The sequence below is a fragment of the Methylobacterium sp. FW306-05-D genome (assembly GCF_058782155.1).
The window spans coordinates 58382-81438 of sequence record NZ_JBYSXL010000005.1; the positions used below are offsets into that span (position 1 = coordinate 58382).

The following is a 23057-nucleotide window of genomic DNA, read 5'->3' on the forward strand; positions in this document are numbered from 1 at the left end:
TAAGGCCCGAGCCCATGCAGAGCTTCGATTCCGACGGTGTCACCCTCGCCTATATCGACGTCCCAGCCGTCGGCGGGTCGGGCGATCCGATCCTGCTGATCCACGGCTTCGCCTCGAACCATGGGGTGAACTGGGTCAACACGCTCTGGGTCCGGACCCTGACTCAGGCCGGCTACCGCACGATCGCCTTCGACAACCGGGGCCACGGCGAGAGTCAGAAGCTCTACGATCCGGAGGCTTACGGCGCGGACCTCATGGCCCAGGACGCCCGCCGCCTGCTCGACCATCTCGGCATCCGCCGAGCCGACATCATGGGCTACTCGATGGGCGCGCGCATCGCGGCCTTCCTGGCCCTCGATGCGCCGGAGCGCGTCCGTTCGCTGCTGCTCGGCGGCCTCGGCCTGCACCTCGTGGAGGGCAAGGGCCTGCCGGACGGCATCGCCGAGGCCCTGGAGGCGGAGCCCGGGGCGCCGGCACCGAACCCGACCGCCGCCGCCTTCCGCACCTTCGCCGAGCAGACGAAGAGCGATCTACGGGCGCTCGCCGCCTGCATGCGCGGCTCCCGCCAGGCCCTGTCGCGCGCCGAGGTCGCAGAGATCCAGGCGCCCACCCTCGTGACCACCGGCACCCTCGACACAGTCTCGGGCTCCGGCCCGGCGCTGGCGGCCCTGTTCCCGAACGCCGCCGCCCTCGAACTGCCGAACCGCGATCACAGCACCGCCGTCGGCGACCGCGGCCACCGCACGGGCGTGCTCGAGTTCCTGGCCAAGCGACCCTGACGGGACGCTCGGCGCCTCAACTCTTCAAGCGGTAGCCGGTCCGGAAGATCCAGGTCACGCCGGCCAAGCAAAGAACGAGGAAGACCAGCGCCATGGCGAAGCTGATGCCCACGCCGACATCCGAGGTGCCGAAAAACGACCACCGGAAACCGCTGATCAGATAGACCACCGGGTTGGCGAGGCTCACCGCCCGCCAGAACGGCGGCAGCATCTCGATGGCGTAGAAGCTGCCGCCGAGGAAGGTCAGCGGGGTGACGATGAGGAGCGGCACCAGTTGCAGCTTCTCGAAGCCGTCCGCCCACAGGCCGATCAGGAAGCCGAACAGGCTGAATGTCACCGCCGTCAGGAGCAGGAACAGCACCATCACGAAGGGATGCTCGATGCGCAGGGGCACGAACAGGGCGGCAGTCGCCAGGATGATGAGTCCGATGAGAATCGATTTGGAGGCCGCCGCGCCGACATAGCCGAGCACGATCTCGAGGGGCGAGACCGGGGCCGACAGGATCTCGTAGATCGTTCCGGCGAAGCGCGGAAAGTAGATGCCGAAGGAGGCGTTGGCGATACTCTGCGTCAGCAGCGAGAGCATCATCAGGCCGGGGACGATGAAGGCGCCGTAGGCGACCCCGTCCACCGAGGCGACGCGCGAGCCGATGGCTGCACCGAAGACCACGAAGTACAGCGAGGTGGCGATGACCGGGGCGACAATGCTCTGCAGCGCCGTGCGCCAGAAGCGCGCCATCTCGAAGCCGTAGATGGCGCGGACCGCGTACCAGTTCATGCGCGTTCCTTCACGAGGTCGACGAAGATTTCCTCCAGCGAGGACTGGCTGGTCTGGAGGTCGCGGAAACGGATGCCGGCGGCCGCGAGGTCCGCCAGGAGCGCCGTGATGCCGGTCCGCTCGCCCTTGGTGTCGTAGGTGTAGATGAGATCCTGGCCGTCCGGCTTCAGAGTCAGGTCGTGCCGTGCCAGAGTCGGGGGGAGGGCGGTGAGCGGCTCCTGCAGATTCAGGGTCATCTGCTTCTTGCCGAGCTTACGCATCAGTTCTGCCTTCTCCTCCACCAGGATGATCTCGCCCTTGCGGATCACCCCGATGCGATCGGCCATCTCCTCGGCTTCGTCGATGTAGTGGGTGGTCAGGATGATGGTGACGCCCTTGTCGCGCAGGGAGCGCACGAGGCGCCACATGTCCCGGCGCAGTTCGACGTCGACACCGGCGGTGGGCTCGTCGAGGAACAGGATCCGCGGCTCGTGGCTCAGCGCCTTCGCGATGAGAACACGGCGCTTCATGCCGCCCGACAGCGTCATGATTCGCGCATCGCGCTTCTCCCAGAGCGACAGATCGCGCAGCACGCGCTCGATCTGTACAGGATCCGGACGAAGGCCGTAGAGACCGCGGCTGAAGCTCGTCGTCGCCCACACCGTCTCGAAAGCGTCGGTGGTGAGTTCCTGCGGCACGAGGCCGATCAGGCGGCGGGCCTGGCGATAATTCCGAGTTATATCGTGCCCGCCGGCGAGAATGCGGCCGCCGCTCGCCGTGACGATGCCGCAGAGGATGCTGATCAGCGTCGTCTTGCCGGCTCCGTTCGGACCGAGCAGGGCGAAGATCTCCCCTTCGGCGATGTCGAGGCTGATGCCGTCGAGGGCTTTGAGCCCTGAGGCGTAGACCTTCGACAGGTTCTGGATCGAGATGATCGGCTGCATCGGAACTCCGCTGCGGCATGGCGCCGGCGCGATCGGGGCGGCCTTCTAGCACGCGGCCGTCGCGGATCGGCCCTGAAAACGCGAAAGCCGCCTCGCGGCGGCTTTCCCTGGTGTCGCAGAGGGAGGGATCAGGCCCGCAGGCGGGTCCTGACTTCGCCGAGGCTTTGGCGAACCAGGCCTTCCGCCGTCTCACCCTGCATGCGCTCGCGCAGGATGACCTCGGAGACCTTCACCGCAGCGTCGGCGGCGGCCGCGCGGACCTGAGCGGTCGCCTGGACCTCGGCCTGGGCGATCTTGGTCTCGGCCGACTTGGTCCGGCGCGCGATGAAGTCGTTCAGGCGGGCATGGCCCTCGTCGGCGATGCGCTGGGCCTCTTCGCGGGCGGAGGCCACGATGGCCTCGGCCTCGCGCTCGGCCTCGGTGCGGCGCTTCTTGTAATCGGCCAGGACGCCGGCGGCCTCCTCACGCAGGCGACGCGCCTCGTCGAGTTCGTGGCGGACGCGCTTGGCGCGCCCATCGAGGGCCTTGGTGATCTGGTTGAAGCCGCCGACCTTCCAGACCACGGCCATGAATAGGACAAAGGCGACTGCGACCCAGAATTCGGCTTCCAACAACATGCTCGTCGTCCCAACTCGATGGTGTCCGGCGGTCCGGCGGGGTCTTCGACCCTCGGGTCCTGCCGGTCAGGTGTGGTTTGGCGTCCCGCTTCAGTGCGGGAAGGCGACGCTGTTGAGGGCCTTGGCCAGCGCAGCCTCGTCCGGGCTGAGCCCGGTCAGGCGCTCGACGATGGCCGAAGCGGTCTCGCCGGCGATGCCGCGGACGTTGTCCATGGCCTCGGCGGTGCGGGTCCGCAGGGTCGCCTCGGAGGCGGCGATGCGGGCGTTCAGCTCGGCCTCCAGCGCCTTGCGCTTGGTCTCGGCTTCCTGGGTCAGGGCCGTGCGGGTCTCGAGGGCGATGGCCTGGGCCTTGGCCTGCGCGTCGCTGAGGGATTTCGCGTAGGCCGCCCCGGCGGCATCCGCCTCGGCCTTCAGGCGCTGTGCCTCGTCGAGATCGCTCGACAGGCGCACGGCGCGGTCGTGCAAGATGGCCTGGATGCGCGGCAGCGCGATCTTGTCCATCAGGTAGTAGAGCAGCCCGAAGGCGAGGGCGAGCCAGATCAGCTGGGACGCGAAGGTGTGGCTCTCGAAGGGCGGGAAGCCGCCGCCGTGCTCGGCGGCCGGCGTCGCGGCGAAGCCTTCATGCGTTGCGGTCGAATGGGCCGGCTGAGCCATGACGTCCTTCGCGTAAATTCAGGGAGTGGGGACCGGACGCCTCTGCCATCCCTGGGGGAGGCGGCGTCCGGTCCGGTATCGGTTCGAGATCCGAGACGACGAGCGTGTCTTAGACGGCGAACAGGAGCAGCAGCGCGACGAGCAGCGAGAAGATGCCGAGCGCTTCCGTGAGGGCGAAGCCGAGGAGCAGGTTGCCGCGCTGGCCGTCGGCGGCCGACGGGTTGCGGAGCGCGCCGGCGTAGAACTGGCCGAAGAGGTTGCCGAGGCCGATGGCGGCGCCCGCCATGCCGAGACAGGCGAGGCCGGCACCGATGTACTTGGCAGCTAAGGGATCCATCAAATTGCTCCTGGTGTCCGTGTCGTCGTTGCGTGGAGAGAAATCCGGCCTGCGACCGCGGGCCGGGGACGGAAGGGGGTGTCCCGGCCGATGGCCGGGAGGACCCGGCTCAGTGGCCGGGATGCAGGGCGTCGCTGAGATAGATCGAGGCGAGCGTCGCGAAGACGTAGGCCTGCAGACCGGCGACGAGGAATTCGAGGGCCGTGACGGCGACGCTGAGGGCCAGCGGCAGCGGCGAGATGGCGCCCCAGGCACCGGCGGCGAGCAGGGCCGGGACGAAGCCCGCGAAGATCTTCAGCGCGATGTGGCCGGCGAGCACGTTGGCGAAGAGACGGACGGCGAGGCTGATCGGGCGCGAGATGAAGGACACGATCTCGATGGCGACGATCATCGGCATGAGCCAGCCGGGCACGCCCGACGGAACGAACACCTTCAGGAACTTCGTGCCGTGGGCCATGAAGCCGTACACGATGACGGTGCCGATCACGAGCAGCGCGAGCGCGAAGGTGACGATGATGTGGCTGGTCACCGCGAAGGCGTAGGGGATCATGCCGAGCATGTTCAGGACGAGCACGAACATGAAGAGCGAGAAGATCAGCGGCATGAACCGCTCGGAACCATGACCGGCGGACTGGCGCAGGGTCGAACCGATGAACTCGTAGAACACTTCGGCCATCGACTGCATGCGGCCCGGCACCACCGAGCGGCGGGCGGTGGCCACCACGGTGATCAGCGCGATGATTCCGACGGCAGCGAACATGTAGAGCGCGGACTGGGTGAACGCGATCTCCTGATTGCCGATATGACCGAAGGAAACCAGCGGCTTGAGCTCGAACTGGTGGATCGGATCCATCTTTACGGCCATTGCCGCTCCCGCCCTTCTGACTCTCGGCAGGTCTGAGGACCCGCCACCACCGGTGCCGCACGCGCGGCATGATTCGAATTCGGTCCGCCGCGTATGCGGCGATCCTCGAGGACCGCTATCGGTCCTGATCCTTCGTCGGCGTCCTGGGAAGAGCACCCGAGACGCGCATGACGTTGTAGACGCCGGTGGCGAACCCCAACATCAGCAGGACGATCAGCCCCCAGGGTTTCGTCCCCAGGTAACGATCGAACATCCAACCGAGAATGCCCCCGGCGAGGACGCCCGCGATGAACTCGGTCGAGAGCCGCATCGCCTGGCCGAGAGGAGAAGGCCCGGCCGCAGGACCGGGACGCGTCGAATGATCGGGAGTGGCGCTCGGCCGCTTCCGCTCAATCTGCGTCTCAAGACGTTTGAGCCTCTGAGAGAGGTCCGCGTCCAGTGCTTTCTTCCGCCCGTCCCCGCCTTCGTCCCCTGTTTCGTTGCCGCTCACGGCGAGAACTCACATTGGCGAGAGCGGAGGGAACCGGCGGAACGCCTCCTTCAAGCGGGGCGCACCATAGTTTCGCCTACCTTGGGTGTCAAGGCGCCCCCAACCTCACGTAAGATCCTGTCGTACCAAGAGAAATCGGCGTTTTGCCGATCTTCCCCCAGGTGTTCGTCCAAAGGGCCGCCGAGGGGTGGCACGACGCCCACCAAGCGGCGCATCTCAAGCCACGCGTGCGTTGGAATGGCGTCGGAAACGTCAGGCACCCAGGAGGGGCTTGATGACCTTCTCCATGCCCTCGATGGTCATCTCGCCCTTGAAGCGCTCGCCGTTGATGAAGAACGTCGGAGTCGAATCGACCTTGAAGGTGTCCATCCCCTTCTGCTTCACCGTGTTGACCGCGCTGTAGAGCTTCTGGTCCTTCAGGCAGGCCTCGAACTTCTCCTTCGAGAAGCCCGCCTGGCGCAGCATCTGCTCCAGGGCATCCACCGGCGATTGTGGCTTCTGCACGTAGGCCCAGGCCTGCTGCTGGTCGAAGAGCAGATCCGTGATGGGATAGTACTTCGCATCCCCATCGCAGCGGGCGAGCATGAACGCGGCGGTGGCGAGCGGATCGAGCGGGAACTCGCGCAGCGTGAAGCGCACCTTGTTGGTGTCGATGTAGCGCTCCTTCAGGGCCGGCCATGTGTACTTGTGGAAGGCGGCGCAGTGGGAACAGGTCATCGAGGCGTACTCGATGATGGTGACCCTGGCGTCCTTCGGCCCGAGCCAGACGTCGCCGAGCGGGCCGGGCTCCATCAGGGTCGAGAGATTGACGTCCTCGGCCAACGCCGGGAGGGTGAACCGGGGCAGGAGAACCGCGGCGCCGACCGCAAGGCCGGTGGCTTTCAGGGCATCGCGTCGGGTGATCATGATCGGGAGGGCTCCGGTCGCGGACCAAATCGTCTGGAGCGATGCGGTAGAATCCTGCAGGCGTCCTGACAAGGCGGCGCGTGGCGCCCCTAGCGCTTGTGCGTCGTCGCGACGATCGCCGTCCCGAGGCGGTCGAGGGCCTCGCGCAGAGCGTCGTGCTCGATCGTCTGGACCGCGAGCGCCACTTCGCCGCGGCGGACGGGATCGACCACGGGCGGCGCCGGGCGGCGGCCGATCCGGTCGACGCGGCCCTGGCGCATCACGATCTTGCCGACGCAGGCCCAGCCGTAATGTGCGTTGATGCGCTGGATCACCACCGGCGCCAGATGCTGAAGTTCGAGGGCGAACACGCCCTCGACCCGGACCACGAGCGTGCCGGGATCGGGGCGCCCCTCCTCCTCGCGCCGGCGCCGGCGCGGCCATTCGAGCTTGGAGGGCTGGCAATAGCGCGCGAGCCGCTCGCCCACGATCTCCGGCCAGGCGGCCAGGATGTCGGTGGAGGCGAACCCCTGTGCCGCGAAGGCGGGACCGATGCAGCTCTCGAGCAGTTCGGCGAGGGGTTTGACACGCGCCATGCGCAGGATTTCCGTGCGTCCGACCGGGATCGGACCGAGGCTTCGGTATCGTCCCCAATGGTTAGCACGCCGTTCCGTCGGGTCGAAGCGGATCGCCGCGATCCGGCCTGGGGGTGATACCCCGACAGGTCGGCCTTGGACGCATCGGGTCGGCGGTCTATGGACGGGCAACCCCATCACGCGCCGGTGCCCGTGCCCCACACCATAGCTCCCGCCCCCGAGGCCGCGGATCTTCTGACCTGGTATGACCGGCACCGCCGCGTCCTGCCCTGGCGGGCGCTGCCGGGCGAGACGCCCGATCCGTACCGGGTCTGGCTCTCGGAGGTGATGCTGCAGCAGACCACGATCGCGGCGGTCAAACCCTATTTCGCGAAGTTCCTGGCGCGCTTTCCCACCGTCGAGGACCTTGCGGCGGCCCCCGAGGAGGCCGTGATGTCGGCCTGGGCCGGTCTCGGCTACTATTCCCGCGCCCGTAACCTTCACGCCTGCGCCAAGGCAGTGGCGGCGGCCGGGCGGTTTCCCGACACGGCTGCATCCCTGCGCAAGCTGCCGGGCATCGGCGCCTACACGGCGGGCGCCGTCGCGGCGATCGCGTTCGACCGGCCGGAGGCGGCGGTGGACGGCAATGTCGAGCGGGTGATGACCCGGCTCTTCGCCATCGAGACCGCGTTGCCGGCGGCCCGCGCCGAGATCCGCACGGTGACTCAGGCCCTGGTTCCCGAGGAGCGTCCGGGCGATTTTGCCCAGGCGGCGATGGATCTCGGTGCCACCCTGTGCACGCCCAAGCGCCCGGCTTGCGCCCTCTGTCCATGGATGGCGCCCTGCCGCGCCCGGGCGCTGGGGCTGCAGGAAACCTTCCCCAGGAAGGTGAAGGCCGTGAAGGGGAGCCTCCGGCGGGGTGCGGCCTTCGTGGCGATTCGCAGCGGCGACGAGGCGGTCCTGCTGCGGACCCGCCCGCCCGAGGGACTGCTGGGCTCGATGGCCGAGCCGCCGATGAGCCCCTGGGAGCCCGATTACGATCCGGCTCAGGCACTCCTCGACGCGCCCCTCGACGCGCGCTGGAAACGGCTGCCGGGCCTCGTGCGGCACGGCTTCACGCATTTCCCGCTGGAATTGACGGTGTTCGTCGCCAAGGTGGCGCTCAGCACCGCTCCGCCGCCGGGCCTGCGCTTCACGCCGCGCCGTGACCTCGACGCCGAACCGCTGCCGGGCGTGATGAAGAAGGTCCTGGCGCACGCCTTCGACCCGAAACCCGAGGCGGCGGAACCGGTTTCGGGGAAGGTCGCCCAGCGCGGCAGGCCGAAGGCCATGCGCAGCGTGGCCGATACGCCGCTCTTCGCCGAGCCCGAACCGGAGGCAACCGCCCCGTCGCCACGGTTCCGTCCGGTGCCGAAGCCGGCTCCGCGCCCGGCGCCGGCTCCGGTCCGCGACGAGAGCGGGGACGCATTCGATGGCCCGCCCGAGGCGATACCGCCGGCCGCGCCCCGCAAGCGGGGACGGCCGCGGACGCGCTGAGCGCGGAGCGTCAGGCGGCCGAGCCCATGGCGGAACGCATCTTGGTCCGGAAGACGTCGATGAGCACCGGCTTGCCGTTCCGCGTCGCGTGCCAGAAGTCCCAGCCGTTGCAGGCGGGGAAGCCCTGAACCAGGGCGCCGATCTTGTGGATCGAACCCGTGGCCGGTCCGGCCATCAGGGTGCCGTCCGGCCGAACGATGGCGCTGTGGCGGCCGCGAGCGTCGGTCAGGGTCTCGCCAGCCCGGATATGCCCGGCCTCGATGACGCTGAGGAAGGCGACACGGGGCTCGGCGCGCTTGCTCGGGGCCACCAGCAGGGCCGCCTGAGACAGGGGCTCGACGGCGTCGATGCGCGCGCGGGCAGCCTGAGCGTAGACCGTCTCGCGCTCGATGCCGATGAAGTGGCGGCCGAGGCGTTTGGCAACGGCGCCGGTGGTGCCGGTACCGAAGAACGGATCGAGCACCACGTCGCCCGGGTTGGTCGCCGAGAGGAGCGTGCGGGCCAGCAGCGCCTCCGGCTTCTGGGTCGGATGCACCTTCTGGCCGTCGGCGCCTTTCAGGCGCTCGTCGCCGGTGCAGAGGGGAATGAACCAGTCGGAGCGCATCTGGACGTCGTCGTTTCCGCCCTTCAGCGCCTCGTAATGGAAGGTGTAGCCCTTCGACTCCGCCGAACGGGAGGCCCAGATCAGGGTCTCGTGCGCGTTGGTGAAGCGCTTGCCGCGGAAGTTCGGCATCGGGTTGGCCTTGCGCCAGACGATGTCGTTGAGGATCCAGTAGCCGAGATCCTGCAGCGTGGCGCCGACCCGAAAGATGTTGTGGTAGGAGCCGATGACCCACAGGGTGGCGTTCGGCTTCATCACCCGGCGCGCAGCGGCGAGCCATTCGCGGGTGAAGGCATCGTAGGCGGCGAAGGTCGAGAACTTGTCCCAGTCGTCGTCCACCGCATCGACCCGGCTCTGGTCGGGACGCAGGAGCGAACCTTCCCCGAGCTGGAGATTGTAGGGCGGATCGGCGAAGACGCAGTCGACGCTCGACGCCGGCAGGGCGTTCATCGCAGCGATGCAGTCTCCGACGAGAATCTCGTCGAGCGGGAGGCGGTCTTCGAGAGGAAGACGCTTGGCGGAGGGTACGAGACCCATCCGCGGCGCCGACACGGGCCGCCCGGTACGCGAGACACTTTTCCGGGCGACGGTGTCGGCAACCGCGGTACGCAGGGAAGCCATGGCAAACACCGGTTACGCGACTGACCGGCAGACCTTGGCCCCGTTAACGTAAAGGCCGGGTTGCCGGGATGCGGACAAGGCGTCTCGATTTGGGGCTGCAGTTTTTGCCGAGCAGCACTTTCTTGGCCTCCCAAGGCTAATATCCGTGCTCCGCAATATCGACCGCCCGTATCGGACAGTTTTCGCGACCGAGCTCGTGAGATGAAGACTGCATAGAAGAGGCCGCCATCTGCAGTCCGGATTGGGTCTGCACGGTCCTATCGAGCCGCAGCGAGAGAAAATTATTCTTCCTTCCCCCGCCATGAGCCTACGCAGGACAGGGTTTCGCTGAGCGCAACGCTCAATCCCTTTTCCGCACCCCGACGTTGCGATCGGGAGCCGGTGGCGAAGGCTTTTCGAGCACGCGCAAGCTTCTCCAACAATCCCCGTTCGTCACCGGAAAACATGTCGATCTTAGACAATATGGCCACACACAACCAGAGATTAAAAAAGCGTTATAGCCTCAAATTTGGCAGCTGGTGCCACAATTGAACCGGTCTCATTTTGGCCCCGATCCGCTTCATTTTGCCGGCCATCCGAAACAACAAAGGGAATGCGGATGACCATCAAGCCTGTTCGTGGGGCCGCTGCCATCATCGGGACCGTCGTGACACTCGCCGCCGTTCATCCAGCCAGCGCCCAGAGCGGCGCCGCCTCCTGGTATGCGAGCGGCCATCGGACGGCGAATGGCGAGCGCTTCAATCCGAACGGGATGACCGCCGCCCATCGCACGTTGCCGTTCGGCACCCGGGTCCGGGTCGAGAACAAGCGCAACGGCCGTTCGGTGGTGGTGCGCATCAACGATCGCGGCCCGTTCGTCCGCGGCCGGATCATCGATCTCGCTAAGGGCTCGGCCCGCGCCCTCGGCATGGGCGGCACGACCTATGTCGCCCTCAGCGTGGTGAACTGAGCCTATCGGGCCGGTCGGCGTTGTGAGAGGGACCGGCCGGCCCCATCTGGCTGGCGGAACCGAGAGCTCAGATCCCCATGGCAAAGCCGCTGATCGTCGAAATCCCCCATGAACTCGGCCTGGCCGAGGCCCGTCGGCGCATTGCGGACGGCATCACCCAGGCGGACGGTCTGTTTGCCAAGGCAGGCGTTGCCGTGGAGAAGATGGCCTGGACCGACGACCGCCTCGACTTCGCCATGGCGGCCCTCGGGCAGAAGGTCGACGGGCAGGTGGATGTCCGAGCCGAAACGGTTCGGGTCGAGGTCCGGCTACCCCTCCTGCTGGCGCTGTTCGCGCATCAGATCCAGAAGAAACTCGGCAGCGAGGGCAACCTCCTCCTGACCAAGAAGTGACGGGTCTCTGACGTGACGGGGCTTTGACGTCACCAGACCGGGCCGCATCGCGCCCGGAACCACCCTCGGCGACGGACTGTTCCACCCGTCCGTTCCCTGAGGCATGTGAGAGGCGCAAGCGATGTCGAACCCCGGCCCGATCCCGGAAGCCCCGGTCCCCGAGACGCCCTACGAGGCGCCTCAGACCCCGGCACCCGGCCCCGACACCCCCGGCACCGACGTGCCGGGTACGACTCCGACCGAGGCGCCCGACGTGACGCCGACCGAGATTCCGGTCAACGATCCGGATATCGGCCCGGCCATCGCACCCGATCCGATGCCCACCGGTCCGGCCAATCCCACCATGTGAGCGTGCCGCGACCGTGGGTCGGTTCGAGGATCCCGATTGCGGGTTTGTTCGGAGGCGCGGTCACTGCCATAAGCCGGCCCCATGGCCGCTCCTCCGCTCCTCACCCTCCAAGACGTCGCACTCACCTTCGGCGGCACTCCGCTGATCGAGCGCGCCGAACTCGCGATTTCTCCGGGCGAACGCACCTGCCTCGTCGGCCGCAACGGCTCGGGCAAGTCCACCCTGATGAAGATCGCCGCGGGCCTCGTCGAGCCCGACCGGGGCATGCGCTTCGTCCAGCCCGGGACCACGATCCGCTACCTGGCGCAGGAGCCGGACTTTTCGGACTTCGAGACGACTCTCGATTTCGTCGAATCCGGCCTGACCCATGGGGACGACGCCTACCGGGCGCGCTACCTCCTCGAGAGCCTCGGGATGACCGGCGCCGAGAACCCGAAGAGTCTCTCGGGCGGGGAGGGGCGGCGGGTCGCCCTCGCTCAGGCGCTGGCGCCGGAACCCGACATCCTGCTCCTCGACGAGCCCACCAACCACCTCGACCTGCCGGCCATCGAGTGGCTGGAATCCGAGTTGAAGAGCGTGCGCGGCGCGCTGGTGCTGATCAGCCACGACCGGCGCTTCCTCTCGGCCCTGTCGAAGACCACGATCTGGCTCGACCGCGGCGTCACCCGCCGGATCGAGCAGGGCTTCTCCACCTTCGAGGCCTGGCGCGACGCCTTCTTCGAGGAGGAGGAGCGCGACCGGCACAAGCTGGAGCGCAAGATCGCCGACGAGGAGCATTGGCTGCGCTACGGCGTCACCGCCCGGCGCAAGCGCAACGTGCGTCGCCTCGGCAACCTCCACGCCCTGCGCAAGGAGCGCCGGGAGGACCGCCGCCCCGTCGGCACGGCGACCATGACCTCCACCGAGGCCGAGAGCTCCGGCGCCCTGGTGATCGAGGCCAAGCATGCGGCCAAGGCTTATGGCGCGCGCAGGATCGTCGACGATCTCTCGCTCCGGGTGATGCGCGGCGACCGCCTCGGCATCGTCGGGGCCAACGGCGCCGGCAAGACCACGCTGATCAACCTGCTCACCGGGCAGCTCGCGCCCGATTCCGGCACGGTGGCGCTCGGCACCAACCTGAAGATGATGCTCCTCGATCAGGCGCGTGCCGTGCTGGAGCCGACCATGACGGTGACGGAGGTCCTCACCGGCGGCAGCGGCGATTCGGTGATGGTCGGCGGCGTCAGCCGGCACGTCATCGGCTACCTCAAGGACTTCCTGTTCGCCCCCGAGCAGGCCCGCACCCCGGTCAGCGTCCTCTCCGGCGGCGAGCGGAACCGCCTGCTCATCGCCCGCGCGCTCGCCCAGCCCGCCAACCTTCTCGTCCTCGACGAGCCCACCAATGACCTCGATCTCGAGACCCTCGACCTGCTGCAGGAGATGCTGGCGGATTACTCCGGCACGCTGATCCTGGTGAGCCACGACCGCGACTTCCTCGACCGGGTCGTGGGCAGCGTACTGGTGAGCGAGGGAGAGGGCCGCTGGGTCGAGTATGCCGGCGGCTACACCGACATGATCGCCCAGCGCGGCGAGGGCGTGCAGGCCCGGGCGGCGGCAGGGCGCGCCGAGAAGGCGGAGGCCCGCGCCGACGCGAAGGATCGCGCCAGGGCCGGCGATGCGGGAGCGCCCGCCGGCAAGTCGAAACTTGGGTTCAAGGACCAGCACGAGCTGAAGACCCTGCCGGATCGGATGAAGAAGCTCGAATCAGACATCGCCAAGCTGCGCGAGGTCCTGGCCGATCCGGGCCTCTATGCCCGCGACCCGGCCCGCTTCGCGAAGGCCTCGGATCTCCTGGGCGTCGCCGAGACGGAATTGGCCAAGGCCGAGGACCGCTGGCTCGAACTCGAGATGCTGCGCGACGCCTGAACGGCGCCCGGCCTTCATGATGCCGCGAACGGCATGTGGGATACCATCCCGGCGTTCGCTCCCGCGCGCCGCCTGTCATCGGGGTCCGACGTGTCCGCCGCTTCCGTACTCCGCGACCGATGCCGCCGTCTCGGCTGGGCCGCCGGCCTGCCCGGGCTGGCCCTGATCCTCGGCCTTTCCGCCGCCTGGATCACGCCGCGCCTCGAAGCGCGGCTCGGGGCGGAGGCCGACGCGGTGGCGCGAGCGACGGCCGTGCCGGGCGCCGAGCCATGGCTGCGCGTGGCGGCCGAGGGCCGCGACCTCCTGGTCACCGGCGAGGCGCCCGATGCCGCGGCCCGCGACGCGGCCCATCGGCGGCTCGCAGCGATCGAGGGTGTTCGGCGCGTCGTCGGCCCGGTCGGAATCGTCGAGTTGGCCGCCCCCTTCGTCTGGGTCGCGACCCGCACCCGGGACGGCGTCGACCTGACGGGCGTGCGGCCGGCCGAGATCGGCGCCGGAGCCCTGGCCGATCAGCTCACGCCCGCCCTCGAGCCCGGAACGGCCCTGCGCGACCGCACCCGTGCCGCCCTCGGGGCGCCGCCCGATTTCACCGCGGCTGCCGGCTATGCCCTGGCACGGCTGCGCGCCCTCGCACCCGGCGGCCGGGTGATGCTGGAAGACACGCGCCTCTCGGTCGTCGGCGAGGCGGCATCGATTGCCGACGACGAGACCCTGCGGGCCGCCCTGACCGCCCCGCCCACCGGCTACAGCCTCGGCCGGATCGAGATCCTGCCGGCGATCGTCCCGGATTTCCACTTCGTCGTCACCCGCGAGCCCGGAGGTGCCGTCGCCCTCTCGGGCCACGTGGTCTCCGAGGTCGCGCGCGCCGAGATCCGGGCTCAGGCGGTGCAGGCGTCGGAGACGGGGCAGGTCGAGGACCGGATGCGCAATGCCCGTGGGCTTCCAGCGGACGTCGATCCCGGCGCGATGGCCCGATTCGCCCTGCGGCTCGCCGGGCTGATCCAGGAGGGCAGCGTCAGCGTCGCCGAGGGGCGAGTCTCCTTGAACGGGGTCGCCCTCGACGCCCAGGCCATTCCCGAAATCGAGGCGCTGCTGCGGGACGGAATGCCCGCCGGCCTGAGCCGGGATGGCGTGGCCCTGACGACCCGGCCGCTCTCGCCCTACCGGGTCGCGCTTCGGCGCGATGCGGAGGCCGTGACGGTCACGGGCCACCTGCCGGATGCCGAAGCGCGGGAGGCTTTGCTCGGGACCCTGCGGCCGCGCCTGTTTCGCGAGCGCCTGATTGATCGCACCCGTCTCGGCGAGGGCGCTCCGCCCGAACTCGCCCGCGTGCTGCGCGCCACCGCGGTGGCCCTCGCCCTGGTCGCCCGGGGCGAGGGCCGGATCGCCGATCGCTCGGTCACCCTGACGGGCGAGAGCCCCTACGCGCAGGGCTCCCGGCGCGTCGCCGACGACCTGTCGGCCGCGATGCCGCCGGGCTGGACCGCGGAGGTCGCGGTGACGAGCCCGGATGCGGCGCCGACCCGCTCGCCGGAAGCCTGCGCCGCCGCGCTCGAGGGCAGTCTCGCCGGCCAGGCCCTGGTATTCCCGCCGGGAAGCACGATCCTGAAGCCGGCCTTCTATCCGCTTCTCGATGGGATCGCCGGCCTGGGCAGGACCTGTCCGACCCTGCGCCTCGTGGTCACGGGCCATCTCGACCCGACGGGGGCCGCTGCCGCTCCCAAACCACTCGCCGAGACGGCGGTGGAGAGTACCGCCTCGCTGGAGACGACCAAGGACGCAGCCAGGAAGGAGCCCAAGGATCTCGGCAAGACGCCGGCCAAAGGCGCGGGAGACAAGGCATCCGGCCGGACGGCATCGAAGGACAAGGCCCCGAAGCCCGAGACGAAGCCCACGATCCCCGCGGAGCCTGCCCCCGACCTCGCGCAGGCCCGCGCCAACGCCATCGTGGAGTACCTTCTGCAGGCCGGCCTTCGCCCGGAGCAGGTCTCCGTCGGGCCAGCGGGCGCGCAGCGGCCGGCGGGGCTGGGGATCGGGATCGCGAGCCGCTCATGACCGTTCAAGCGAGGTCGATATCGTGACTCTCCTGGCGACGATGCTCTGGCCGCTCCTGGCGGCCGGTGTCCTGCTCGGCTGCGCCGTCGGCTGGGCGACGGGCCTGCCCCGAACGCCCGGTGCCCGATGGGCCGCCCTGGCGCTCGTCGTGTCGGCCCCCGTCGCCGGCGCACTCGCAGCCTCGGGCCTCGTCCCGGGCCGCACCGGCTTCTGGCTCGAATGCGGGGCGCTCGGTCTCACGGGCTACCTCATCGGAGCCACGCTCATCGCCGCCCTGACGGACCGGGCCGCTCCTCGACCCTAGCAGGCCGTAGGGGATCGATTCCGGCTCCGCCTGTGGCATACGAACCACGGTCGACCGGAAAGTGTGTTCGCTGCCCGACCGTCGGGGAGACTTTCCCATCGGCTTGTCGTTGTTCCCGACGCGCTTCTCCGAACAGATGCGGAACCGGCGAATCAGAAAACTTGATGACCGATCATTCAGAACAAGCCCAGGCCGTGGACCTGACGTCCTGCGACCGTGAACCGATCCATGTCCTCGGTGCGGTTCAGCCTTTCGGCTTCCTGATCGCCGTATCGCCGGACTGGATCGTCGTCCGAGCGTCCAAGAACGCCTCGGACTGGCTCGGGCACGCCGGCATGGACCTGCTCGGCCTGCCGCTGGCCGATCTCATCGACGGGGAAGCGATCCACCTGATCCGCGGCCACCTCCAGGCGCTCCGCGGACCCGATGCAATCGATCGCGTCTTCGGCACGGCCCTACAGCCGGACGGCAGGCCCTTCGACATCGCCCTGCATCTCTCGGGCGGCGCCATCGTCATCGAGGCCGAGCCGAGCGTCACCGAGCACCTCAACGCCGGCAATCTGGTCCGCAGCATGGTCGGGCGCCTGCAGCAGACCATCGGCTTCGAGCCCTTCTGCCGCGAGGCCGTGCGCCAGATGCGGGCCCTGACCGGGTTCGACCGGGTCATGGTCTACCGGTTCGACCCCGACGGGTCCGGCGTGGTGATCGCCGAATCGGCGCGCTCCAGCCTGTCGCCCTATCTCGGCCTGCATTACCCGGCCTCCGACATCCCGAAGCAGGCGCGCGCCCTCTACGAGCGGAACTGGCTGCGCATCATCGCCGATGTCGATGCCGAGGCCGTTGCGGTGCTGCCGCAGCGCGACCCCGACGGGCGTTCCCTCGACCTCTCGATGAGCACCCTGCGCACGGTGTCGCCGATCCATCTCGAATACCTGCGCAACATGGGGGTGGCGGCCTCGCTGTCCGTGTCGATCCTGCGCGGCGGCAAGCTCTGGGGTCTGTTCGCCTGTCACCACACCGAACCGCGTCACATCTCCCTGGAGCGCCGGACGGGCGCCGAGCTGTTCGGACAGATGTTCTCGCTGATCCTGGAGAGCCGGGAGCGCGAGGCGGAGGCCGCCTACGAGGGCAGCTCCCGCGCCCTGCACGACCGGCTCATGGGCGCCCTCGCCTCCGGCGGGACGAGCCTGGAGAACATCACCGACTTCCTCGAGGACATCGCAGGTATCGTCACCTGCGACGGCATCGGCGTCTGGGTGAACGGCGAGATCACCCTGCGGGGTGCGACGCCGACGGCGGAGGAATTCACCGGCCTGGTGCGCTTCCTCAACCGCACGGCGACGAGCCGCGCCTTCGCGACGCACGAGATCGGCGCGGTCCATCCGCCCGCCGCCGATTACGCCGAGCGGGCGGCCGGCCTCCTGGCGATCCCGATCTCGCGGGCGCCGCGGGATTTCCTGGTGTTCTTCCGTCGGGAGATCGCCCGCACCGTGACCTGGGCCGGCAATCCGGAGAAGCCGGCGAGCCTCGGCCCGAACGGCCTGCGCCTGACGCCGCGCAAGAGCTTCGAGGCCTGGACCGAAGTGGTCCGCGGCCAGGCCGCACCCTGGAGCCCGGCCGACCTGCGCATCGCCGAGGCCCTGCGCATCACGCTGCTCGAAGTCATTCTGCGCCTCACGGATTCCGCCGAGAAGGAGCGCAAGACGGCGCAGGAACGCCAGGAACTGCTGATCGCGGAGCTGAACCACCGGGTCCGCAACATCCTCAACCTCATCCGGGGCATCGTCGCCCAGAGCCGTTCCGGGGCGGACAGCGTCGAGGATTTCGCCGGCGTCATCGGCGAGCGTATCCAGGCGCTCGCCCGGGCGCACGACCAGATCACCACCACGAACTGGGGACCGGGCTCCCTGCGCGACCTCATCACCCTGGAGGCCGAGGCCTATCTCGACCAGCAGGCCGGCCGCGTCCGCCTGGAGGGCGTCGACGTCCTCCTCGAACCGCAGGCCTTCTCGACCCTCGCCCTCGTCATTCACGAGTTGATGACGAATTCGGCCAAGTACGGCGCCCTGTCCGAGGCGGCCGGGCAGGTCGACGTGGTGTGGGAGCGCGACGCCGCGGAGTGCCTCGTCATCCATTGGCGCGAGAGCGGCGGCCCCCCGGTCAAGCCGCCGCGCCGACGCGGCTTCGGGACCACGCTGATCGAGCGGTCGATCCCCTACGAGTTGAAGGGCGAGGCCGAGATCACCTACGAACTCACCGGCCTGCGTGGTCGCTTCGCCGTGCCGTCGCGCTACCTCCGCGCCGCTCCGGCCGTGGCCGCGCAGCCGGCGCGCGAGCGCGAGCGGGTGCCGGAACTCGACGGGAAGACCCTGTCCGGCACCGTGCTGGTGGTCGAGGACAACATGATCATCGCGCTCGAAGCCGAGGAGATCCTCTCCACCCTCGGGGCGAGCGCGGTGGACATGGCGGGCTCGGTGCACGAAGCCCTGCGGCAGATCGAGGCGGCGCGCCCTAGCTTCGCCCTCCTCGACGTCAATCTCGGTGCCGAGACGAGCCTGCCGGTCGCCCGACGCCTGATCGCCGCCGGCATTCCGTTCGTCTTCGCCACAGGCTACGGCGAGAGCTTCCGCATCCCGCCCGAACTCGGCGCCGTGCCGATGATCAAGAAGCCCTACACCGCCGACATCCTGCGCCGCGCCCTCGCGAGCACGCCGGTGCCGGCCTAGCCGCGCAGCTGGGCGGCCTCGAACAGCGCGAAGGCGCGCTGCGCGCCGCGGATCGCGTCGGCGTGGGCGTCCGTGGGGCGTGTGCAGAGCCAGGCGACGAAGCTGGGCCAAAGGCGGGCGCCGGCGCCGTGCCCAAGGAAGCGGGCGTTCTCGCGCACCACCGGATCCGGACTGGCGAGGACCTGGCGCAGCAGGACCTGCCCGCCGAGACGCGAACCCTCGAGCACATACAGGAGTCCCGGCGCCTCGGCCCCCGACAAGGTCGGGGCGAGGGGGCCGAGAACGGCGTCGGGCGCCGCGATCGCCAGCGCGCGCAGGTCGGCGTTCAGGGCATCGGAGCGTCGGCGCGCTGGCCAGTCCGGCGGCAGGTCGGCCGGATCGGCTCCATCGAGCCAGGCCTCGATCTGCAGGAATGGACCGTGCATCGCCGACAGGAACGTCCCGTAAGCGTCGCGCCGGGTCAGGTCGTGCGCGGCAAACCCCGCGTCGAGACGACGATGCGCCGCGTCGGTGGCCGCGCGCAGCGTGAAGCGGAGATCCCCCGGGCCGGCCGCGCCCGCCTCCACCGCTCCCACTTTGGCAGGCCTTGCTTCAGCGGGCCTCGGTTCGCCTGTGTCGACGGACGATGTGGCCGTCCCATCCATACCGGGATCCCTTGCTGTTCGGCGGAGCGGCCGTTCTTAGACGATCGCGAACCCTCGGACGATCCCGATCCCTCGCCAATGACTTATCACAGGCTACCTCCCTGGTCCGGCCCCGTCCGCGTGGCCCGGTCCGCTGCGCTGAAGCCCCAGGATTGTCCATGTGGTTCCTCTACGGCTTCGCTTTCCTAGCCGGCATCGCCAACGCGGTGCAGTCGGGCGTGAACGCGACCCTCTCCAAGAACCTGGCGCAGCCCTTCGCCGCGGGGATCGTCGTGTCGCTGGTGGGCGGGGTGACCCTGCTCGTCGTCGGCCTCCTGCTCGGTCGCTTCGCCCTGCCGAACCTCGGCGACATCCGGGCCGTGCCGTCCTGGGCCTGGTTCGGTGGCGTCATCGGTGCGCTCCTCATCCTCTCGCAGCTGTTCGTCGCGCAGCAGATCGGCGCCGCGCCCTATCTCGGCCTCCTCGTCACCGCCGGTGTCGTCACCTCGATCCTGCTCGACCATTTCGGATGGGTCGGATTCGACCAGCATCCGGTCACCCTCTGGCGCGCGCTCGGCGGGCTGCTGATGATCGGCGGCATCGCCCTGGTGGCACTGTTCTGAGAGGAGCTGGTGCGGCTTGTCATCGGGGCGCGGAACCGCGATGGCTGAGCCGGCGTCGATGCCGTGCAAACCCCGATACTTCGGTCTCCAGAGTTCCCATGAACATCTTCCAGGACATCGTCAGCCGCTTCAGCCAGACCGTGACCGCCTATGCCGGCGACAAGGTCCTCATGCAGGCGATGGTCTCGGCCACCGCCAACGTGATGGTCGCCGACGGCGAGGTCGCCAGCGCGGAATTCGACACGGCTCTCGCCGGCCTGCAGGCCAACCCGATCCTCGAGAAGGGCTATGACCGGCTGATGCTGGAGAGCGAACTCTACGACGGCATCGCCCGTGCCCGGACCCGGGCGGGGCGGGCCGAGAACCTCCGCCGCGTGGCCGCCATCGAGGGGCGCGGACAGGAGGAGCGCGAGGCGACCTTCCTCGTCGCGGCGGACGTCGCCGACCTCGACGGCATCGCCGACGTGGAGGCGCGGGCGTTGGAGGAGATCGCTGCCGCCCTGGGGCTGGACCGGGCCGCGCTGCTCGCCGCCTCGCCCGTGCGGCGCCCGGTTCCGTAGGCCGACGAAAGGGCTTGTTTCGCAAGGCCCTTGATCAAAGGACGGCAAGCCTCTAAGCGGGCCCCCGTCTTTCGCCCGGCTCGACACCTCGTCGAGCGACAGCCCGGGCGACCGCTCGTGTGAGCTTGCCGCAGGAAAGAGACGATGGCCAAAGAGAAATTCGCGCGTACGAAGCCGCACTGCAACATTGGCACGATCGGTCACGTGGACCACGGCAAGACGTCGTTGACGGCTGCGATCACGAAGGTTCTGGCCGAGACGGGCGGGGCGACGTTCACGGCCTACGACCAGATCGACAAGGCGCCGGAGGAGAAGGCGCGCGGGATCACGATCTCGACGGCGCACGTGGAGTACGAGACGACGAACCGGCACTACGCGCACGTGGATTGCCCGGGCCACGCCGACTACGTGAAGAACATGATCACGGGCGCGGCGCAGATGGACGGCGCGATCCTGGTGGTGTCGGCGGCCGACGGCCCGATGCCGCAGACGCGCGAGCACATCCTGCTGGCCCGCCAGGTCGGCGTTCCGGCGCTGGTGGTGTTCCTGAACAAGGTGGATCTGGTCGACGACGCCGAGCTTCTCGAGCTCGTCGAGATGGAGGTGCGCGAGCTCCTCTCCAAGTACGACTTCCCCGGCGACGACATCCCGATCACCAAGGGTTCGGCCAAGGTGGCGCTGGACAACGGCGACAAGGCGATCGGCCACGACGCCGTGCTGGCCCTGATGGCGTCTGTGGACGCCTACATCCCGCAGCCGGAGCGTCCGATCGACAAGCCGTTCCTGATGCCCATCGAGGACGTGTTCTCGATCTCGGGCCGCGGCACGGTGGTGACGGGTCGCGTGGAGCGCGGCATCGTCAAGGTCGGCGAGACGGTGGAGATCGTGGGCATCCGCGACACCCAGACCACGACGGTCACGGGCGTCGAGATGTTCCGCAAGCTGCTGGACCAGGGCCAGGCGGGCGACAACGTCGGCGTGCTGCTGCGCGGCACCAAGCGCGAGGACGTGGAGCGCGGCCAGGTCGTGTGCAAGCCCGGCTCGGTCAAGCCCCACACCAAGTTCAAGGCCGAGGCCTACATCCTGACCAAGGAGGAGGGCGGTCGCCACACGCCGTTCTTCACCAACTACCGCCCGCAGTTCTACTTCCGCACCACGGACGTGACCGGCGTGTGCGTCCTGCCCGAGGGCACCGAGATGGTGATGCCCGGCGACAGCGTGACCATGGACGTCACCCTGATCGTGCCGGTCGCCATGGAAGAAAAGCTGCGCTTCGCCATCCGTGAAGGCGGCCGAACCGTCGGCGCAGGCGTCGTCGCCGCCATCAACGAGTAGGAACGGCCCGGCCGGACGTCCTTCGGGAGCGTCCGGCCCGTCACCCGCACCACACGGCGCCCCGGTTCGGTCCGGGGCGCCGTCGTCGTTTTCGAGGGGGGCGCCGGTCCGCGCGCCGCCGCGAAGGTTCTTCGCCGACGATGCTGTTTTGACCATTGCGAAGCCGTCTCGGCCGGTCTATAGCAGCGCCGCGGCGGGGGACTCGTTCTCCGCATAGGAGTGTAGCTCAACTGGTCAGAGCGCCGGTCTCCAAAACCGGAGGTTGCGGGTTCGAGTCCCTCCACTCCTGCCATTTGGCCGCATCAGACCTGTCGACCCTCCCAGACCTCTTCCCTTCCAGCAGATCGCTCATCAGCGAAGTCCGGCCGGGCGCAGTCGACAAGCCCGGCGACTTGCGTTAGAGCGGTCGCCTTCCGAGATCGATGAAGGCCGTCGATGCAGGCTCCTCCCCGGAGCCGCCGCGTCGCGCTTTCCCGAAACTCGGGCCGATCTCCCTGTTGTTGGCGCCATGGCATCGAACGAAGCATCGAAGAAAGTGGATCTCGCGCGCACCCCGCAGCGCGGCTCCACCACGCCGACGCCCCCTCGGGCGACCCCGCCCGCGCGTCCCGCGCAGAAGCGCGTCGGCCCGGCCGAGTTCCTGAGCCAGGTTCGCGACGAGGGCCGCAAGGTCACGTGGCCGACCCGCAAGGAGACCGTGGTGACCACCGTGATGGTGTTCATCATGGTGGTGGTGGCGAGCCTCTTCTTCACGGTGGTGGACCAGGCGCTGCGCTATCTCGTGACCCTGATCCTCGGGGTCGGCGCCTAACAACTTCTCGGCCCGGGCGCGCTGCGGCGCGATCGGGCTGACTGACGTCAGGATTTGGTGAGAACCGTGTCGAAGCGCTGGTACATCGTCCACGCCTACTCGAATTTCGAGAACAAGGTCGCGCAGTCCATCAAGGATCAGGCGGCCCAGCGTGGCCTGATGGAACTGTTCGACGAGGTCATGGTCCCGACCGAGAAGGTCGTGGAGGTGCGTCGCGGCCGCAAGGTCGATGCCGAGCGCAAGTTCTTCCCCGGCTACGTCCTGGTGAAGTGCGACCTGACCGACGAGGTCTACCACCTCATCAAGAACACCCCCAAGGTCACGGGCTTCCTCGGCGCCGACAAGTCGAAGCCGGTTCCGATCCCGGATGCCGAGGCCGAGCGCATCAAGGGCCAGGTCGCCGAGGGCGTCGATCGCCCGAAGCCCTCCGTCTCCTTCGAGATCGGCGAGACCGTCCGCGTCTCCGACGGTCCCTTCGCCTCTTTCAACGGCACCGTCGAGGAGATCGACGAAAGCCGGTCGCGCCTCAAGGTGGCCGTCTCGATCTTCGGCCGCGCCACGCCGGTCGAGCTGGAATACGGCCAGGTCGAGAAGATCTGATTCTTTCGCTTTTTCGGATCAATCAATCCTGATTGTTCGATATCCGATTCCGCCCGGCTCCGGCCGGGTGCGAAACCACCGTCCTCCGCGGCGGTGTCACACGCGGGAGGCCCGCCCGGTTCGCCGCCGGGACGCACGGACCGCACCGCGACCTGCAACCGCCC

At 68.9% G+C, this 23057-nt stretch carries 25 protein-coding genes and 1 tRNA gene; 15 read left to right on the forward strand and 11 right to left on the reverse strand.

The window, feature by feature from the left end; all coding sequences use genetic code 11:
- Nucleotides 1-14 precede the first annotated feature (14 nt).
- Complete coding sequence (locus AC3WLN_RS03675) at nucleotides 15-779, forward strand: alpha/beta fold hydrolase (RefSeq protein ID WP_492479700.1); 765 nt, start codon at nucleotides 15-17, stop codon at nucleotides 777-779.
- Nucleotides 780-795: 16 nt separating this feature from the next.
- On the opposite strand, the gene AC3WLN_RS03680 is transcribed toward AC3WLN_RS03675, so the two are convergent.
- From AC3WLN_RS03680 to AC3WLN_RS03720, 9 genes are all read right to left on the reverse strand, one after another.
- Nucleotides 796-1557, reverse strand: coding sequence for an ABC transporter permease (locus tag AC3WLN_RS03680; protein WP_492479615.1), 762 nt, complete (start codon nucleotides 1555-1557; stop codon nucleotides 796-798).
- Complete coding sequence (locus tag AC3WLN_RS03685; RefSeq protein WP_492479617.1) at nucleotides 1554-2480, reverse strand: ABC transporter ATP-binding protein; 927 nt, start codon at nucleotides 2478-2480, stop codon at nucleotides 1554-1556. Before AC3WLN_RS03685 ends, AC3WLN_RS03680 begins: the two co-directional genes overlap by 4 nt.
- A 128-nt stretch (nucleotides 2481-2608) precedes the next feature.
- On the reverse strand, nucleotides 2609-3094 hold the full coding sequence (locus AC3WLN_RS03690; RefSeq protein WP_492479702.1) for a F0F1 ATP synthase subunit B family protein: 486 nt from the start codon (nucleotides 3092-3094) through the stop codon (nucleotides 2609-2611).
- Nucleotides 3095-3187: 93 nt separating this feature from the next.
- On the reverse strand, nucleotides 3188-3751 hold the full coding sequence (locus AC3WLN_RS03695; RefSeq protein WP_492479619.1) for a F0F1 ATP synthase subunit B family protein: 564 nt from the start codon (nucleotides 3749-3751) through the stop codon (nucleotides 3188-3190).
- Between the two features lie 109 nt (nucleotides 3752-3860).
- Nucleotides 3861-4088, reverse strand: coding sequence for a F0F1 ATP synthase subunit C (locus tag AC3WLN_RS03700; protein ID WP_018044493.1), 228 nt, complete (start codon nucleotides 4086-4088; stop codon nucleotides 3861-3863).
- A gap of 109 nt (nucleotides 4089-4197) precedes the next feature.
- Complete coding sequence (locus AC3WLN_RS03705) at nucleotides 4198-4953, reverse strand: F0F1 ATP synthase subunit A (RefSeq protein ID WP_463780069.1); 756 nt, start codon at nucleotides 4951-4953, stop codon at nucleotides 4198-4200.
- A gap of 115 nt (nucleotides 4954-5068) precedes the next feature.
- On the reverse strand, nucleotides 5069-5443 hold the full coding sequence (locus AC3WLN_RS03710) for an AtpZ/AtpI family protein (RefSeq protein WP_492479622.1): 375 nt from the start codon (nucleotides 5441-5443) through the stop codon (nucleotides 5069-5071).
- Nucleotides 5444-5695: 252 nt separating this feature from the next.
- The gene (locus AC3WLN_RS03715) at nucleotides 5696-6349 is read right to left on the reverse strand and encodes a thioredoxin domain-containing protein (protein WP_492479624.1); all 654 of its coding nucleotides are present in this window, start codon (nucleotides 6347-6349) and stop codon (nucleotides 5696-5698) included.
- 89 nt (nucleotides 6350-6438) lie between these two features.
- Entirely contained in the window at nucleotides 6439-6924 is a 486-nt protein-coding gene (locus AC3WLN_RS03720) for a DUF721 domain-containing protein (protein ID WP_492479626.1), read from the reverse strand.
- Nucleotides 6925-7083: 159 nt separating this feature from the next.
- Between AC3WLN_RS03720 and mutY the strand changes: the two genes are divergently transcribed.
- Complete coding sequence (mutY, locus tag AC3WLN_RS03725) at nucleotides 7084-8439, forward strand: A/G-specific adenine glycosylase (RefSeq protein WP_492479628.1); 1356 nt, start codon at nucleotides 7084-7086, stop codon at nucleotides 8437-8439.
- Between the two features lie 10 nt (nucleotides 8440-8449).
- Here mutY and AC3WLN_RS03730 read toward each other — a convergent pair whose 3' ends face one another.
- A complete protein-coding gene (locus AC3WLN_RS03730) occupies nucleotides 8450-9661 on the reverse strand; it encodes a site-specific DNA-methyltransferase (RefSeq protein WP_492479630.1) in 1212 nt (403 codons plus the stop codon).
- A 598-nt stretch (nucleotides 9662-10259) separates the two neighbouring features.
- Between AC3WLN_RS03730 and AC3WLN_RS03735 the strand changes: the two genes are divergently transcribed.
- The 7 genes from AC3WLN_RS03735 to AC3WLN_RS03765 all read left to right on the forward strand — a co-directional run bounded on the left by AC3WLN_RS03735 (nucleotide 10260) and on the right by AC3WLN_RS03765 (nucleotide 18341).
- Nucleotides 10260-10610, forward strand: a complete 351-nt coding sequence (locus AC3WLN_RS03735) for a septal ring lytic transglycosylase RlpA family protein (protein WP_431739903.1) — start codon at nucleotides 10260-10262, stop codon at nucleotides 10608-10610.
- A 77-nt stretch (nucleotides 10611-10687) separates the two neighbouring features.
- A complete protein-coding gene (locus AC3WLN_RS03740) occupies nucleotides 10688-11002 on the forward strand; it encodes a polyhydroxyalkanoic acid system family protein (protein WP_492479632.1) in 315 nt (104 codons plus the stop codon).
- A 121-nt stretch (nucleotides 11003-11123) separates the two neighbouring features.
- A complete protein-coding gene (locus tag AC3WLN_RS03745; protein WP_056480471.1) occupies nucleotides 11124-11351 on the forward strand; it encodes a hypothetical protein in 228 nt (75 codons plus the stop codon).
- 81 nt (nucleotides 11352-11432) lie between these two features.
- A complete protein-coding gene (locus AC3WLN_RS03750) occupies nucleotides 11433-13256 on the forward strand; it encodes an ABC-F family ATP-binding cassette domain-containing protein (protein WP_492479635.1) in 1824 nt (607 codons plus the stop codon).
- Nucleotides 13257-13346: 90 nt separating this feature from the next.
- Entirely contained in the window at nucleotides 13347-15311 is a 1965-nt protein-coding gene (locus AC3WLN_RS03755) for an OmpA family protein (protein WP_492479637.1), read from the forward strand.
- Nucleotides 15312-15333: 22 nt separating this feature from the next.
- Complete coding sequence (locus AC3WLN_RS03760; RefSeq protein WP_492479639.1) at nucleotides 15334-15615, forward strand: hypothetical protein; 282 nt, start codon at nucleotides 15334-15336, stop codon at nucleotides 15613-15615.
- A 164-nt stretch (nucleotides 15616-15779) separates the two neighbouring features.
- Nucleotides 15780-18341 carry an HWE histidine kinase domain-containing protein gene (locus tag AC3WLN_RS03765; RefSeq protein ID WP_492479641.1) on the forward strand — a complete coding sequence of 854 codons (2562 nt, stop codon included), beginning with the start codon at nucleotides 15780-15782 and terminating at the stop codon, nucleotides 18339-18341.
- On the opposite strand, the gene AC3WLN_RS03770 is transcribed toward AC3WLN_RS03765, so the two are convergent.
- A complete protein-coding gene (locus AC3WLN_RS03770; RefSeq protein ID WP_492479643.1) occupies nucleotides 18338-18907 on the reverse strand; it encodes a biliverdin-producing heme oxygenase in 570 nt (189 codons plus the stop codon). The genes AC3WLN_RS03765 and AC3WLN_RS03770 overlap by 4 nt on opposite strands.
- A 236-nt stretch (nucleotides 18908-19143) precedes the next feature.
- Between AC3WLN_RS03770 and AC3WLN_RS03775 the strand changes: the two genes are divergently transcribed.
- From AC3WLN_RS03775 to nusG, 6 genes are all read left to right on the forward strand, one after another.
- On the forward strand, nucleotides 19144-19587 hold the full coding sequence (locus tag AC3WLN_RS03775; protein WP_492479645.1) for a DMT family transporter: 444 nt from the start codon (nucleotides 19144-19146) through the stop codon (nucleotides 19585-19587).
- A gap of 98 nt (nucleotides 19588-19685) precedes the next feature.
- On the forward strand, nucleotides 19686-20147 hold the full coding sequence (locus AC3WLN_RS03780) for a tellurite resistance TerB family protein (RefSeq protein WP_492479647.1): 462 nt from the start codon (nucleotides 19686-19688) through the stop codon (nucleotides 20145-20147).
- Between the two features lie 144 nt (nucleotides 20148-20291).
- A complete protein-coding gene (gene tuf, locus AC3WLN_RS03785; protein ID WP_055949261.1) occupies nucleotides 20292-21482 on the forward strand; it encodes an elongation factor Tu in 1191 nt (396 codons plus the stop codon).
- A 215-nt stretch (nucleotides 21483-21697) separates the two neighbouring features.
- Nucleotides 21698-21774, forward strand: a tRNA-Trp gene (locus AC3WLN_RS03790).
- 216 nt (nucleotides 21775-21990) lie between these two features.
- Nucleotides 21991-22293 (forward strand): preprotein translocase subunit SecE, encoded by a 303-nt coding sequence (secE, locus tag AC3WLN_RS03795; RefSeq protein WP_492479649.1) that lies wholly within the window; start codon nucleotides 21991-21993, stop codon nucleotides 22291-22293.
- A gap of 66 nt (nucleotides 22294-22359) precedes the next feature.
- The gene (gene nusG / locus AC3WLN_RS03800) at nucleotides 22360-22893 is read left to right on the forward strand and encodes a transcription termination/antitermination protein NusG (RefSeq protein ID WP_056183491.1); all 534 of its coding nucleotides are present in this window, start codon (nucleotides 22360-22362) and stop codon (nucleotides 22891-22893) included.
- Nucleotides 22894-23057 lie beyond the last annotated feature (164 nt).